The sequence below is a fragment of the Sphaerimonospora thailandensis genome, assembly GCF_016863115.1.
In the GTDB taxonomy this organism is placed as follows: Bacteria; Actinomycetota; Actinomycetes; order Streptosporangiales; family Streptosporangiaceae; genus Sphaerimonospora; species Sphaerimonospora cavernae.
This window is the reverse complement of sequence record NZ_BOOG01000044.1, coordinates 12,812-27,169: the sequence shown is the minus strand read 5'-3', so window position 1 is coordinate 27,169 and position 14,358 is coordinate 12,812. Positions and strand designations below refer to the sequence as shown.

Here is a 14,358-nt window from a genome sequence, read left to right as displayed (position 1 = left end):
GTCGCGGACCCCATCCATGAACAGATTCGTCGTCTTCTGCCAGGCGCGCACCGGCACCCACCTGCTCCGCACGAGCTTGGAGCAGCATCCGGGGGTGCGCTGCGCCTGGGAGCCGTTCAACGACAAGGCCGTCCACCACTTCCCCTATGATCTCACCACGCCGGCCCGGAGCATCCTTCGGATGCTGTGGCGAGAGGAGCATGGCGTACAGGCCGCCGGGTTCCCTCTCCACCTCGGCCACGGGCGCGGCGGCCGGGCGTGGAGCGAGGTATGGGAGCTGTTGGCGGAGGATTCCTCCCTGGCCCGGCTGCATCTGTATCGCAGGAACCTTCTCGAACAGCTGGTGTCCCACACGCTCGCGCTCCGCACTGGGAACTGGATGGTGGAGGCGGACCAGGCCGTCTCACAGCCGAGCGCCGTCACGTTCGCTCTCGATGCCAAGCACTGCCATGACTGGTTCGCCTCCACCGCCGAGGCCGTGCTTGCCCAGCAGCGATCGATGCCCGACAACGCGCTCACCATCACCTACGAAGACCTGGCACAGGGCTTGAACGCCGTCCTGGCCCGGGTGTTCAGGAGGCTGGGCGTGACACCGGTGAAGGTACAACAGAAGATCAGAAAGCAGGGCAGGCCAGCGACTAAGACGTTGGAGAACTTCGAGCAGTTGCGCGACGCTTTCTCGGCCACCCCCTGGCAGTCCTTCTTTGACGGCATGAACGAGCACACCTGGGACGCTGAGATCTTCCAGATTGACGGGCTACCGCAATGATGAGCGCATTCCCCAGGTAGATCTGATGGACAGAGCACCTCTAGCGTGGGCAGTATCTCCGCCAGCCGCAGATGCCCGCCCTGTCACTGCCAAGGTCCTGACAGATCACCGGCTCCAGAGCCCGGGCTGTGGGTGATCTCCACGATGGGCAGGCGGAGCGCGCCCGGCGCGGAGGCCGGAACGACCGGACGGGCCGGCGCGATGGGCGAGAGCCGTACGTAACCGGAGCCGAGCGCGGGACGCGGATCGCGATCACCCTTGTTGGGCCAGAACGCCATGGCCCGCTCCGCCTGGGCGGTAATGGTGAGCGAGGGGTTCACCCCCAGGTTCGCGGAGATCGCCGAGCCGTCCACGATGTGCAACCCCTCATAGCCGTACACGCGGTGATAGGGGTCGATGACCCCGGTGTCCGGCGAGTCGCCGATCGCGCAGCCGCCGAGGAAGTGCGCGGTCGCGGGAATGTCGAACAGGTCGAGCCAGCTGCCCCCGGGCATGCCGCCGATCTCCTCCGCCGCGTGCCGTACGGCCTCGTGACCGGCGGGGATCCAGGTGGGGTTCGGCTCGCCGTGGCCGGGTCCGGCCCGCAGCCGGCCACGTCGTGCTGTGACGGTGATGGAATTGTTCTTGGCCTGCATGACCAGGGCGACGATCGCGCGCTCCGACCAGCGCCTGAGGTTGAACAGCCGGGGCAGCAGGTGAGGCCGCCGGAGGGCCGCGCCGAGGAACTTCAGCCAGCGCGGCGCCCGCCCGCCCCCGTCGACCAGCAGTGTGCGCAGCGCGGCCATCGCGTTGGAGCCGTCGCCGTACCGGACGGGCTCGATGTGGGTCTGCGGATCGGGGTGGATGGACGAGGTGATCGCCACGCCGCGGTTGAGCTTGTCGCCCTTGAGGGTGAGGCGTTCGAAGCCGAGCAGCGCCTCGGAGTTCGTCCGGGTGAGCACGCCCAGCCGGGGTGACAGCCGGGGCAGCGTGGTCGCCCTGAGCCGATGGAGCAGGTGCTGGGTTCCGTACGTCCCGGCCGCGAAGACCACCTGGCGGGCGGTGAGCGTGCGGGTGCGGCCGAACGGGCCGGTACGGCGGACCGCGATCTCGTAGCCGCCCTCCATCGGGCGGACACCGGTGACCGTGGTCTCGGGATGGACCTTCGCCCCGGCCTTCTCGGCCAGATAGAGGTAGTTCTTGATCAGCATGTTCTTGGCGCCGTGCCGGCAGCCGGTCATGCACTCGCCGCACTCGGTGCAGCCGCGTCGACGTGGTCCCACCCCGCCGAAGTACGGATCGTCGGCCTCCACGCCGGGCTCGCCGAAGAAGACGCCGACCGGGGCGAGATGGAAGGTGTCGCCCACGCCCATCCGCTCGGCGACCTTGCGCATCACCTCGTCGGCCGGGGTCATCGTGGGGTTGATGACCGCGCCGAGCATCCGTTCGGCCTGGTCGTAGTAGGGGGCGAGCTCGGCCTTCCAGTCGGTGATGTGGCTCCACTGGGGGTCGGCGAAGAACGGGTCGAGCGGCTGGTAGAGGGTGTTGGCGTAGACGAGGGAACCGCCGCCGACTCCCGCTCCGGCCAGCACCATGACGCCGCTCGCGCCACGCAGGACGTGGATGCGCTGGATGCCCTTCAGACCGAGCGCGGGGGCCCACAGGAAGTCCCTGGCCCGCCAGGAGTTCTTCGGTAGCGATCTTTCGTCGAAGCGCCGGCCGGCCTCGACGACGCCCACCGAATATCCCTTCTCGGTCAGCCTGAGCGCCGCGACACTCCCCCCGAACCCCGACCCGATGACGACGACGTCGTAGTCCATGTCGAGCCTTTCAGGATTTCATCTGAGGTGGAGGCGCTTCATCGTCTTGAGGACGACGGCGAGGGTGTCGGCGTACTTCTCGTACGTCATGCCGAGGATCGGCTCGAACCCCAGCCAGGTGGCCTGGCCGGCGATGGTCTGGCCCTCGGTGTATTTGAGCAGTCCCTCCGTCCCGTGGCGGCGGCCGAGGCCCGACGCCTTCATCCCGCCCATCGGCGCGTCATGCGACCCCCAGGCCGAGGCGTACCCCTCGTTGATGTTGACCGTGCCGGCCCTGAGGCGGGCGGCGAGCGCCCGCCCCCTGGCGAGGTCACCGGTCCAGATGGACGCGTTCAGGCCGTACGGCGTGTCGTTGGCCTTCTCGGCGGCCTCGTCCTCATCCGCGAAGCGGTAGATCGAGACGACCGGGCCGAACGTCTCGTCGCGGCAGACGGACATCTCCTCGGTGACCCCGTCCAAGATCGTCGGCTCGTAGAACAGCGGGCCGAGATCGGGTCGCGCCCTGCCCCCGGCCAGCACCCTGGCCCCCTTGTCCACGGCGTCGGCCACGTGCGCGGACACCGCCTCAAGCTGCCGCCGGTAAGTGAGCGAGCCCATCTGCAGGTCCCAGTCCAGGCTCGCGCCGATCTTCATGTTCCGCACCGTCCGCGTCAGTTTGTCGCAGTACGCGTCGGCGATCGACTCGTGCACGTAGAGCCGTTCGATCGAGATGCACAGCTGGCCGGCGTTGGTGAAACAGGCCCGGACGGCCCCTTGCACGGCCACCTCCAGGTCGGCGTCGTCGAGCACGATCATCGGGTTCTTGCCGCCGAGCTCCAGTGAACAGCCGATGAGCCGCTTGGCGGCCTCCTCGGCGATCTTCCGACCGGCCCGGGTGGATCCGGTGAACGCGACATAGTCCGCGCCGTCCAGCAGCGGATCGCCGATGTCGGCCGGATCGCCCAGCACCACCTGCCAGATGTCGCGCGGCATGCCCAGTTCGACCAGCAGGTCGATCGTCCACAGCACGGACAGCGGGGTCTGCGTGTCCGGTTTGTGCACCACCGCGTTCCCCGCGATCAACGCCGGGGTCACGTCGCTCACGCCCAGCGCCAGCGGGTAGTTCCACGGGCTGACCACAGCGACCACGCCCTTGGGATGGCGCAGCTCGGTGACCCTGGTGGCGATCGGGAAGATGCCCTGCCGCCGATGCGGCGACAGCAGCCCCGGTGCGCGACGCGCGTAATAGAGCGTGCAGCCCGCGGCGTCGAGCACCTCCTCGTACGCGTGCCGCCGCGCCTTGCCCGTCTCCCACTGCACGATGTCGAGCAGCTCCGCCCGGCGGTCGAGCATCGCGTCGTGCAGGCGCAGGAACGGCTCGATCCGCTCCCTGATCGGCAGCGCCGCCCATGCCTCCTGCGCCGCCCTGGCCCGGGCATGGGCCGTACGGACGTCTTCGGCTGTGGAGACCGGGACCTCGGCCAGCGGCTCCCCGGTGAAGGGCGCCGGGATCTCCGTGGTTTTACCCTCTGAGGCGACATGTTTGAGGACCCGATCGACCAACGCGGCGTCGAGTGCCCGAATCGTGGCAGCCATACCGGAAGAATATTCCGGCGTCGAAAAACTGGCTACTGATCGGTAAGAAAACCTTCAAGACGACGGGACGGCGAACCGGCGGATCTACCTATCCGTGGTAGGGGCATGAGGACATTGATGCGTACGGCGGGCGTGCTCGCCCTCGCCGGGCTGCTGACCGCGGCATGCTCCGGAGGCCGTACGGCACCGCCATCCGGCCCGGCCGAGCCCACGTCGGTGGACCTGACCGGCCAGATCAGGCTGGTTTCCTATCCGAACTGTGACGAGATGCTCAGCGGGTTGCGTGCCGCCACGGCGGAACACGTGACGCCGTGGGGCCTCGACACCATGGTTCCGATGTTCGCCCGGGAGAGCGTGGCCGCCGGCAAGCAGCTGCCGACCGCCCTTTCCGACACCGGCGGCCAGTCGTACTCCACCACCAACGTGCACGAGGCCGGGGTGGACGAGCCGGACCTGGTGAAGACCGACGGCAAGCGGCTGATGATCGTCAACCGGGGTGTGCTCCGCGTGATCGACACCGCGACGCGGCAGGTCACCGGCACGCTGCGACTCGTTCCTGAGGAGCAGAGCTGGGCCCCGGCCGATCTGCTCGTCTCCGGGGACCGCGCGCTCGTGCTGTTCGAGGGCGGCGGCATCCTGCCGTTCGGTGCGACGGCGAAGGTCCGCCCGGGGCCGACCGGGCCGCGCTATGTGCTGGTGGACCTGTCCGGGGCGCAGCCGAAGGTGCTCGGCGCGATGACCGTCAACGGCTCGCACGTCGACGCCCGCCAGGTCGGGTCGACCGTACGGATCGTCGTACGATCTCAGCCGGAGATCGTCTTCCCGCAGCAGGAGCCGGAGACGCCCGAGCCGAAGCTGCTCCAGCGCAACCGCGAAGCGGTGCTGGCCGCGCCCATCGACGCGTGGCTGCCGACGTACGAGATCGAGTCCGGCGGCGCGAGCCGTACCGAGCGGGTGAGCTGCGACCGGGTGAGCCACCCGGCCGAGTTCACCGGAACCTCGATGCTGACCATCCACACCATCGACCTGAACGGCGACCTGAACGGCGGGCTCGCCGCAGACGCGCCGATCAGTGTGGCCGCCGACGGCGACACCGTGTACGGCACGCGGAGCAGCCTCTACGTCACCAGCAACCCCCGGTGGTGGTTCGGCGGGCCGGCGGCCTCCGGCGAGGCACGTGCGAGCGGGGCGGCCGAACCGCCGGAGCGTACGGAGGTGCACCGGTTCGACGTCAGCGGGATCGGCACGCCGCGGTACGTCGCCTCGGGGAGCGTGCCCGGACGGCTGCTCAACCAGTACTCACTGTCCGAGAACGCGGGCAACCTGCGGGTGGCGACGACCAGCGGCGCCGAGGTCTTCGGCGCGAGCCCCGGCAGGAGCGAGAGCGGCGTCTACGTGCTGAACGCCGACACACTGACTCAAAAGGGTGAGGTGACCGGCCTGGGCCGGGGCGAGCGGATCTACTCGGTCCGTTTCATCGGCGACCTCGGTTACGTGGTGACGTTCCGGCAGACCGACCCGTTGTACACGCTGGACCTGCGCGACCCGGCCGCGCCGAAGGTCACCGGAGAGCTGAAGATCACCGGCTTTTCGGCCTACCTCCATCCCGGTGGTCCCGGGCGGCTGATCGGCATCGGTCAGGAGGCGGACAAGCAGGGCCGCGCGCAGGGCACCCAGATTTCGCTGTTCGACGTGGCAGACCCGGCCCGGCCCCGGCTCCTGTCCCGCTTCCACCAGCGGGACTCGGGCTCCGAGGTCGAGTGGGACCCGCACGCCTTCCTCTACTGGGAGCCGTCCCGCCTGGCCATGCTCCCGCTCATGAACTGGACCGGCGACGGCCCGAACGGGAGCGCGGCGCTGGTCCTGCGGGTCGGTGACGACGGCATCGCCAGGGCCGGCCTGATCGAGCACCCGGCGGCCCCGAAGCCGCAGCGCACCGACTTCGCCCCCGCCGACCAGGGCATCCGGCGCTGCGTCGTCATCGGCGACAGCGTGTGGACGGTCTCCGACCTCGGCCTCAAGGTCAGCGCCATCGACACCCTCGCCGACCAGACGTGGATCCCCTTCACCTGACCGATGTCGTACGGCTCCCGCCCGGGCGACGGGAGCCGTGCTGGAATCCCATCACCGACTTGTCTATAATTCTGTACATGACAGCGACAGTAGTTCCTCTGGCGGACGCACGTGCCCGCCTGTCCGGCATCGTCGAATCAGCAGGAAGCACACACGAGCGTTTCACGATCACTCGCAACGGCGTGCCCGCTGCCGTGCTTCTCTCGGCAGACGACTATGACACGATGCGCGAGATGATCGAGATCCTCGCCGATGACGAGACAGTGGCCGCTATCCGGGAGGGACTGGCCGACCTGGCGGCCGGACGGGTGTACTCCCAGGCTGAGGTGGAAGCCGAGCTTCGCCGGTCTGGTCGTCTGTGAGTGAGCGGTACGAGCTCCGGCTCACCCGCCGGGCCAAGCAGGATCTCGCCGAGAGACTGCCGGCTAAGATCGTGCCTGCCGTGTGGGAGTTCATCACAGGACCGCTGCTGGACAACCCCCATCGCGTGGGCAAGCCACTGGACGAGCCTCTGGCCCCGCAGTGGTCGGCGCGTCGAGGCGACTACCGCGTGCTGTATCTGATCGACGATGGCCAGGTCGTGGTCCAGGTGGCCTCTGTTCAGCATCGGGCGGATGCTTACCGGTCGCGCTGAATCTCGGTCACGCCGACGAGCACGCTCGCTGAAAGTTGTTCCTACCGGTCCCACCCCTCGTCGATCAGACGCACTCCTTGTCAGGCCTGGCCGTACAGCATGGGCAGGTCCACGAGGAGGACGGCGGGGTCCTTGCGGGCCTCGGCCCGGAGGTCGCCGTCGAAGCCGGCGCCGCTGTAACAGGCCAGTGCGGTTCCGGAGGTGTCGTAGCCCTTGGCCGACAGCAGGTCGCGGGCTCGGCGGAGGCGTTCCAGGTGGCGCAGGCCCATCACCTTGTCCCACTTGGCCTCGCCCAGGGATCTGATCGTCCGGGGCTCGCCGGGGTAGGCCGGGCCAAGGACGGCCACGTCCACGTCGATCTGGGTCTTGGCCGCGGGGTCGGCCACCGTGCCGGCCGCGATCTCGCCGATGCCGCCCTCACCGAAGTGCTCCCTGCCATAGCGCAACGCGTACTCCCGGCAGAGCGTCTCGAAATGCGGCCCCATCACCTTGGACAGGAAGCGCTGCCGGGAGCGACGCCAGACCTCCTCGCCGAGGCCGAGGCCGAGGTCCGTCCACTCCGGACGCATGATCGCTTGATAGAAGGTGATGAGCGGTTCCGCGATCCGGTAGCGCGTCCGTCCCGATCGGAAGGCGTCCTTCTCCTTGACCAGCAGCCCGCAGCCCTCGAGGACATTGAGCGGATGGGCGATATCGGATGATTTGTAGCCGATGTGCCCCGCGATGCCGCCCCAGGTGTTGTTCCCCTCCGCGACCGCGGAGAGAACCGAATGGTAAAGGGCGGGGTCACGGATGTCGGACTCTTCCGCCAGCAGGTAGCGGCCTTCACGGAAGAGAGACGTCCGCCGATCGAGGACCGTGCGGACCACCCATCCGTCGAAGTCCTCGGCCGACGTCGGCCGGTCTCCCAGCACGAACTCGTCCCGGTAGGCCGGGGTGCCGCCGACGATCGCGTGGAGCATCGCCGCCAGGCGTGGATCGTCCGACACGCCCCAGAACTCGGCGGCGTCCCGGTAGGGCAGAGACTGGACCACGAGCTCCAGACGGGCCCGCCCCCGCAGCGGGGCCTGACCGGCGAGGATCTTGCCCATCACCGACAGCGCGGAACCGCAGATCAGCACCCGTGCGTTGCTGGTTCCGCCATGTGTGCGGCCGCGCAGATCGATCTCCTGCTTGAGGATGGACGGAAGCGCGGGGTTCGCCTTCATCAGATACGGGAACTCGTCGATGATCAGTGGCATCGGACGGTCCCTGGGCAGCGAGAAGAAGAAGGTGAGCGCGTCCCGCCAGTCCGCGAACGGGTAGCCCACCGGGGAGCCGGTGTGCCTGGCCAGCGCCATCCCGAACAGGCGGAGCAGCTCGATCTCCGTGCCCTCCGTCGCCTCGAAGTAGAAGCCTCCGAGAGCCTCGGCCAGGTTCTTGAGCAGGAAGGTCTTGCCCTGCCTGCGCCGGCCGCTGACTACGCCGAAGGCGACCTCCGCCTGAGCCCCGGTCGCGAAGGAGGTCAGCGCCTCCCACTCCCAGTCCCGGTCGAAGATGTGTCCCGGTTTGGCCACCATCGAGCGATCACCTCGCTACTGAAATACAGTTCGCTTAACCGTATTTCAGTGGCTGCCGAGCCTGCATGGTGTTCTCGACACGGGGTCAGGCTATGGGGACGATCTCGGGGGCGCCGAGACGGATCGCGTCGGCCTCCTGGTCGGAGTCCTGCTCCTGGGAGGCCCGCTCGGCCTCGACGCGCTTGGTGTAGTAATCGACCTCGCGCTTGATCTGGTCGGCGTCCCAGCCGAGCGGTCCCGCCATGAGCTCGGCGGCCTCCTGGGCGACCGCCACGCCCCGGTGGAAGGTCTCGATCGAGATCCGCGTGCGCCGGGTCAGCGCGTCGTTGAGGTGCCGGGCGCCCTCGTGCGTCGCGGCGTACACGATCTCGGCGCGGAGATGATCGTCGGCGCCGGTCAGCGGCCGGCCGAGCGAGGGGTCCCGATCGATGAGCGCCAGCACCTCGTCGATCATGGACCCGTAGCGTCTGAGCAGGTGCTCGATCCTGGCGACGTGCAGGCCGGACGAGCCGGCGAGACGGTGGCGGGAGTTCCACAGCGCCTGGAAGCCCTCGGCCCCGACCAGCGGCACCAGGTGCGTGCAGGACTGCGGCACCCGCTGGTCGAGACCGTGGGCCACCGCGTCCACCGCGTCGGCGGCCATCACCCGGTAGGTGGTGAACTTGCCGCCGGCCACCATGACCAGTCCGGGCACCGGATGCGCGACCACGTGCTTGCGCGAGAGCTTGGAGGTCTCCTCCGACTCCCCGGCGAGCAGCGGCCGCAGCCCGGCGTAGACGCCCTCGACGTCGTCCCTGGTCAGCGGCACCGACAACACGGAGTTGACATGATCGAGCAGATAGTCGATGTCGGCCCGGGACGCGGCCGGGCGCGCCTTGTCGAGCGTCCACTCGGTGTCGGTCGTCCCGATGATCCAGTGGCGACCCCACGGGATGACGAACAGCACCGACTTCTCGGTGCGCATGATGATCCCGGTGAGGGAGTGGATCCGGTCGCGGGGCACCACCAGGTGGATGCCCTTGGACGCCCTGACGTGGATCTGGCCGCGTCCCCCGACGAGTTGCTGGATCTCGTCGGTCCACACCCCCGTGGCGTTGACGACCTGGCGGGCGCGCAGGTCCAGTTCGGCGCCGGTCTCCAGATCGCGTACCCGAACGCCGGTGACCCGCTCACCCTCGCGCAGGAAGCCGATCGCCTGTGCGCGCGAGGCGATGTGCCCGCCGTACGTCGCGGCCGTCCTGAGCATCGTCATCACGTAGCGCGCGTCGTCGACCTGGGCGTCCCAGTACTGCACGGCCCCGCTGAACGCGGACCGCCTGAGCGCGGGGGCCACCCGCAGGGCGGCCTTCCTGGTCAGGTGCCGATGCCCGGGCACCCCGCGCCCGGCGCCGAAGGAGAAGCCGAGCGTGTCGTAGAGGATCATCCCGGCTCCGATGTACGGCCGTTCCCAGCCGGGATGGGTCAGCGGGAACAGGAACGGCACCGGCCGCACCAGGTGGGGGGCGATCCGCTGCAGGAGCATCGACCGCTCCCGCAGGGCCTCCCTGACCAGGTCGAAGTCGAACTGCTCCAGGTAGCGCAGCCCGCCGTGGATCAGCTTGGACGACCGGGACGAGGTCCCGGAGGCGAAGTCCCTCGCCTCGACGAGCCCCACGGACAGGCCGCGGGTCGCGGCGTCCAGGGCCACCCCGGCCCCGACGACGCCACCGCCGATCACCACCAGGTCGAGTTCCTGCGACTCCATCCGCGCCAACGCGGAGGCGCGTTCGGCGGGGCCGAGCCGCGCCGCGCCCATCCTCACCGACATAGGGCTCCCTCTGTACGGCTTTTCGCCTCTGCCGTGGTAAATCTACCCGCGAGTAGCACGCCGGGAATCCTGGTTAACTCCCCCTTTCCCAAGGATCTACCCAAATGTCGGTTATTACGCAGACCTGCTGCTACTGCATGGCTTGGCGCACCAGGTGGGAGTCGGTCACCTGCTCGAAGCGCACGATGCGCCCGTCTCGCACCTGCCAGAAATGGGCGAACCGCACCGTCATCGACTTGCCCGTCGCCCGGTATGTGCCCGTGTAGCGCCCGAGCGTCACCACGTTGCCGTCACCCCCGTCGATCACCTGCTCCGGCGTGGCGTCGAAACCGTCCCAGTCCGCGCCGAGCCGGCCGAACACCTGCTCGCGGATCTCGTCCAGGCCCACGTACGTGCCCGCGTACGGGAAGCCGGCCATCTCGGTCCAGCTCATGTCGTCGGCGAAGTCGGCCAACATGCCGTCGAGATCCCCACGCGCCGAGGCGGCGTAATGCGCTTCGATGATCTCCCGGTTCGTCGCCATGCTCATCCTTTCGTCCAGTTCGAGTCGAGGTCGTCAGTGCGGGTCGAGGTTGATGAAGACACCCTTGACCTCGGTGTACACATCCAGCGCGTACGCGCCCATCTCGCGGCCGAAGCCGCTGCTCTTGAAGCCGCCCCACGGCGCCGCCGGGTCGGGCGTGTGCAGCATGTTGACGAACACCGCCCCGGCCCGGACATCGGCGGCCATCCGGTGCGCCGTCGACAGGTCGTCGGTCCAGATCGACGCGGCCAGGCCGTACGGGCTGTCGTTCACCCGCCCGGCGAGCTCATCCGGATCGTCGTAGGTCAGCACCGACATCACGGGACCGAAGATCTCCTCACGGGCGATGCTCATCCCGTCATCGACGCCGCTGAACACCGTGGGCCGGTAGAAGTACCCGTCCGCGAGCGGGCCCTCCGCGCGCCCACCGCCGGCGACGAGTTCCGCCCCCGCGGCCACCCCTTCGCGCACGTATCGGTCGACCTGTCGCAGGTGCTCCTCGCTGACCAGCGGACCGGCCTCCGTGTCGGGCGCGATGCCCGGGCCCAGCACGATGCGGCCCGCCATCTCGGCGGCCCGTTCGACGAACTCGTCGGCGCGGCGGGCGTCCACGTAGAAGCGGGAATAGGCCGCGCACACCTGGCCGCTGTTGAACATCGCGCCCTGGACGCAGCCGGCCACGGCCCGCTCGATGTCGGCGTCGGCCGCCACGATCACCGGAGTCTTGCCGCCGAGTTCGAGCGTGACGCGGGCCAGGTTGTCCGCCGAGGCGCGCAGGATGCTGCGCCCGACCTCGGTCGAGCCGGTGAACGACACCTTGTCCACGCCGGGGTGGGAGACCAGCGCCGCGCCGACGTCGGGGCCGCCGGTGAGCAGGTTGACGACTCCGGCGGGGATGCCCGCCTGCTCGCACAGCTCCATCAGCTTCAGCGCGGTCAGCGGGGTCTGCTCGGCCGGCTTGATCACCACCGTGTTGCCGCAGGCCAGCGCGGGCGCGAGCTTCCAGGCGAGGATCATCAGCGGGAAGTTCCATGGGGTGATCAATGCGCAGACGCCGACGGGCTCACGCCGCGTGTAGTTCATGACGTTCGGCAACGACACCGGGATCGTCGCGCCCTCGATCTTGGTGGTCCAGCCGGCGAAGTAGCGGAAGTGCTCGGCCGTGCCGCCGACCGAGATCTGCCGCGCGATGCCGAACGGCTGTCCCTGGTCGTGGGTCTCCAGGCGGGCCAGTTCGTCGGCGTTGGCCTCGATCAGGTCGGCCAGCCGCCATAGCAGCCGCCCGCGCGCCGCCGGGGACATGCCCGCCCACTCAGGGTCGTGCAGCGCCGACCGCGCCGCGGCGACCGCGTCGCCGACGTCGGCCCGGGTCGCTTCGGCGACCGAGCCGATCTCCTCGCCGGTCGCCGGGTCCACCGTGGCGAACACCCGGTCATCCGATGCCGGACGCCATGCCCCGCCGATGAAGAGCCGGCCCGGGGTGAGCAATCGCGGTGTCCGTGCGGATCCTGCCGAGGTGTCGAGCGTCATCTCCATGAGGGGACCTGTTCTCGGGTTGGGGGACGGAGAGTGTCGTCTACGATTTCGTATATGAGACGGATGGTACGGCATCGCCGTACCGGACACCACCGTTCGTTTCGGGTAAAGGTCCGACCTGGACGGTCATCCCGCGGCGATGAAGCGCATGAAGGACAGCCCGGAGAGGGCCGAACTCAGGAATACCTCGACGTGCTCGGCACCTACTCGGGTCGGGTCTCCGTGAGGGGGGTCACGGCTCGCCGCCAACAGGCGCGGGGCTGAGGTTCTTGTGGTAGATGCGGAGGTCGCAGGAGGTCGCGAGAAGCGGGACGAGGTCCGGGTTGGTCTCCTCGAGGGAGCCGATGCGCACGATCCGGTAGCCGATCCGGGTGTACCAGCCGTTCAGGTACTCCTTGAACGGATGCCGCCAATCCCGGGGGACCAGCACCTCGAGTTGCATGGTCGCCAGCCCGCGTTCACGGCTCAGCCGTTCGGCGAACTCGATCAGCTGCCGGCCGATGCCGGCTCCGCGATGCTCGGGCTCCATGGCGAGCATGCCGAACTCGCCCACTCCGTCCTCGAGCTGCTGCACCCGGACGCTGCCGACGATCCGGCCGTCCATCCGGGCCACCACGATCTCCCCGGCACGGACGAGCTCCGACATCTCTTCGACCGTCGTACGGGCGGCGCCGTCCACCCACAGGCCCGCTTCCGCGGCCGCGTACACCCGGTTGACCATATCGGTCAGCTCGGCCAGGGCATCGGCGCCGACGGTGCCGGGCAGCAACTGAACCTCTGTCGGCGACATCGACTCTCCACACTGCGAGATATTTTGCGATCACCCTAAATCTATCCGTGCCACGCGAGCCCACCCAGTACGGCGGATGCCGCACGGAAGCGGAAAGATGGGGCGCATGAGCATGACTCTCTCGGATCTGCGCGTAGTGACCCCGGACGAGGTGCACGACGGCTGGCTCACGATCGAGGACGGGCGGATCACGCACATCGGGCGTGGGACAGGCCCCCGGAACGGCAACGGCCACAGCCTCGGCGGACGGGTGATCGTGCCCGGGTTCGTCGACATCCACACCCACGGCGGGGCGGGCGGGTCCTATCCCGACGGGGATCCGGAGTCCGCGGCCGCCGTCGCGGCCTTCCACCTCGGGCACGGCTCGACGACCTCGATCGCCAGCCTGGTCACGGCCTCGCCGGAGGCGCTGACCCGGGCGGCCTCCGCCCTGGCCGACCTGTGCGAGCAGGGAGTCATCGCCGGCATCCACTTCGAGGGTCCGTACATCGCGAAGTCCCGGTGCGGCGCGCACGACCCCGCGAAGCTGCGCGAGCCGGACCGGGCGGAGTTCCGGGCGCTGCTCAAGGCCGGCCGGGGCCACGTCCGCATGCTCACGATCGCCCCCGAGCTGCCCGATGCCCTTGACGTCATCAGGGACGCCGCCGCCGAGGGGGTGATCGCCGCCATCGGCCACTGCGACGCAGGCTACGAGCAGACGATCGCCGGCATCGACGCGGGGGCCACGGTCGCGACCCACCTCTACAACGCGATGCCGCAGCTCGGCCACCGCGCTCCCGGCCCGATCGCCGCCCTCCTCGAGGACGAGCGGATCACGGTCGAGCTCATCAACGACGGCGTCCACGTCCACCCGGCCATGCTGCGGCTCGCCGCGCACCAGGCGGGCCCGGGCCGTACGGCGCTCATCACCGACGCGATGGGCGCCGCGGGCATGGGCGACGGGCGCTACCGGCTCGGCCCGATGACGGTCGATGTCACGGACGGCGTGGCGCGACTGGCCGGGGGCGATCCGGGGGGCGGTTCGATCGCGGGGAGCACGCTGACCATGGACGTGGCGTTCCGGCGGACCGTTCGGGAAATGGGGGCCTCACTCGTCGACGCCGCGCTGATGGCGTCGCTCACGCCCGCCCGCGTCCTCGGCCTGGACCACCGGGTCGGCTCGATCTCGGTCGGCAAGGACGCCGATCTCGTGGTGCTCGGCGACGATCTCCAGGTCGACGGCGTCATGAAGCGCGGCACCTGGATCACTCAGCCCAGCTGAACAGCGGCGGGCGCCCGGTCCACGAGACCGGG

Annotated in this window: 12 protein-coding genes; 5 read left to right on the top strand and 7 right to left on the bottom strand. The window is 69.3% G+C overall.

Annotation, left to right across the window (positions count from 1 at the left end):
* The first annotated feature begins 16 nt into the window (after window positions 1-16).
* The gene (locus Mth01_RS21565; protein ID WP_204017723.1) at window positions 17-769 is read left to right on the top strand and encodes a hypothetical protein; all 753 of its coding nucleotides are present in this window, start codon (window positions 17-19) and stop codon (window positions 767-769) included.
* A gap of 83 nt (window positions 770-852) precedes the next feature.
* Here Mth01_RS21565 and Mth01_RS21560 read toward each other — a convergent pair whose 3' ends face one another.
* Window positions 853-2,568 (bottom strand): GMC oxidoreductase, encoded by a 1,716-nt coding sequence (locus Mth01_RS21560; RefSeq protein ID WP_204017722.1) that lies wholly within the window; start codon window positions 2,566-2,568, stop codon window positions 853-855.
* An 18-nt stretch (window positions 2,569-2,586) separates the two neighbouring features.
* Complete coding sequence (locus Mth01_RS21555; protein ID WP_204017721.1) at window positions 2,587-4,143, bottom strand: succinic semialdehyde dehydrogenase; 1,557 nt, start codon at window positions 4,141-4,143, stop codon at window positions 2,587-2,589.
* A gap of 105 nt (window positions 4,144-4,248) precedes the next feature.
* Between Mth01_RS21555 and Mth01_RS21550 the strand changes: the two genes are divergently transcribed.
* From Mth01_RS21550 to Mth01_RS21540, 3 genes are all read left to right on the top strand, one after another.
* Complete coding sequence (locus Mth01_RS21550; RefSeq protein WP_204017720.1) at window positions 4,249-6,216, top strand: beta-propeller domain-containing protein; 1,968 nt, start codon at window positions 4,249-4,251, stop codon at window positions 6,214-6,216.
* Window positions 6,217-6,293: 77 nt separating this feature from the next.
* Window positions 6,294-6,578 carry a type II toxin-antitoxin system Phd/YefM family antitoxin gene (locus Mth01_RS21545; RefSeq protein WP_204017719.1) on the top strand — a complete coding sequence of 95 codons (285 nt, stop codon included), beginning with the start codon at window positions 6,294-6,296 and terminating at the stop codon, window positions 6,576-6,578.
* A complete protein-coding gene (locus Mth01_RS21540) occupies window positions 6,575-6,850 on the top strand; it encodes a type II toxin-antitoxin system RelE family toxin (RefSeq protein ID WP_204017718.1) in 276 nt (91 codons plus the stop codon). The genes Mth01_RS21545 and Mth01_RS21540 overlap by 4 nt, the downstream gene beginning before the upstream one ends.
* A gap of 80 nt (window positions 6,851-6,930) precedes the next feature.
* On the opposite strand, the gene Mth01_RS21535 is transcribed toward Mth01_RS21540, so the two are convergent.
* The 5 genes from Mth01_RS21535 to Mth01_RS21515 form a co-directional block, all read right to left on the bottom strand.
* Window positions 6,931-8,409: an AAA family ATPase gene (locus Mth01_RS21535; RefSeq protein WP_239089883.1), complete on the bottom strand. Its 1,479-nt coding sequence runs from the start codon at window positions 8,407-8,409 to the stop codon at window positions 6,931-6,933.
* An 85-nt stretch (window positions 8,410-8,494) separates the two neighbouring features.
* Window positions 8,495-10,216 carry a glycerol-3-phosphate dehydrogenase/oxidase gene (locus Mth01_RS21530; protein ID WP_239089882.1) on the bottom strand — a complete coding sequence of 574 codons (1,722 nt, stop codon included), beginning with the start codon at window positions 10,214-10,216 and terminating at the stop codon, window positions 8,495-8,497.
* 130 nt (window positions 10,217-10,346) lie between these two features.
* Window positions 10,347-10,739 carry a nuclear transport factor 2 family protein gene (locus Mth01_RS21525; RefSeq protein WP_204017717.1) on the bottom strand — a complete coding sequence of 131 codons (393 nt, stop codon included), beginning with the start codon at window positions 10,737-10,739 and terminating at the stop codon, window positions 10,347-10,349.
* Between the two features lie 33 nt (window positions 10,740-10,772).
* Window positions 10,773-12,269 (bottom strand): aldehyde dehydrogenase family protein, encoded by a 1,497-nt coding sequence (locus Mth01_RS21520; protein ID WP_204017716.1) that lies wholly within the window; start codon window positions 12,267-12,269, stop codon window positions 10,773-10,775.
* A gap of 238 nt (window positions 12,270-12,507) precedes the next feature.
* Window positions 12,508-13,065: a GNAT family N-acetyltransferase gene (locus tag Mth01_RS21515; protein ID WP_204017715.1), complete on the bottom strand. Its 558-nt coding sequence runs from the start codon at window positions 13,063-13,065 to the stop codon at window positions 12,508-12,510.
* Between the two features lie 106 nt (window positions 13,066-13,171).
* Here Mth01_RS21515 and nagA point away from each other — a divergent pair, with 106 nt between their 5' ends.
* The gene (gene nagA, locus Mth01_RS21510) at window positions 13,172-14,326 is read left to right on the top strand and encodes an N-acetylglucosamine-6-phosphate deacetylase (protein WP_204017714.1); all 1,155 of its coding nucleotides are present in this window, start codon (window positions 13,172-13,174) and stop codon (window positions 14,324-14,326) included.
* Window positions 14,327-14,358: the final 32 nt, after the last annotated feature.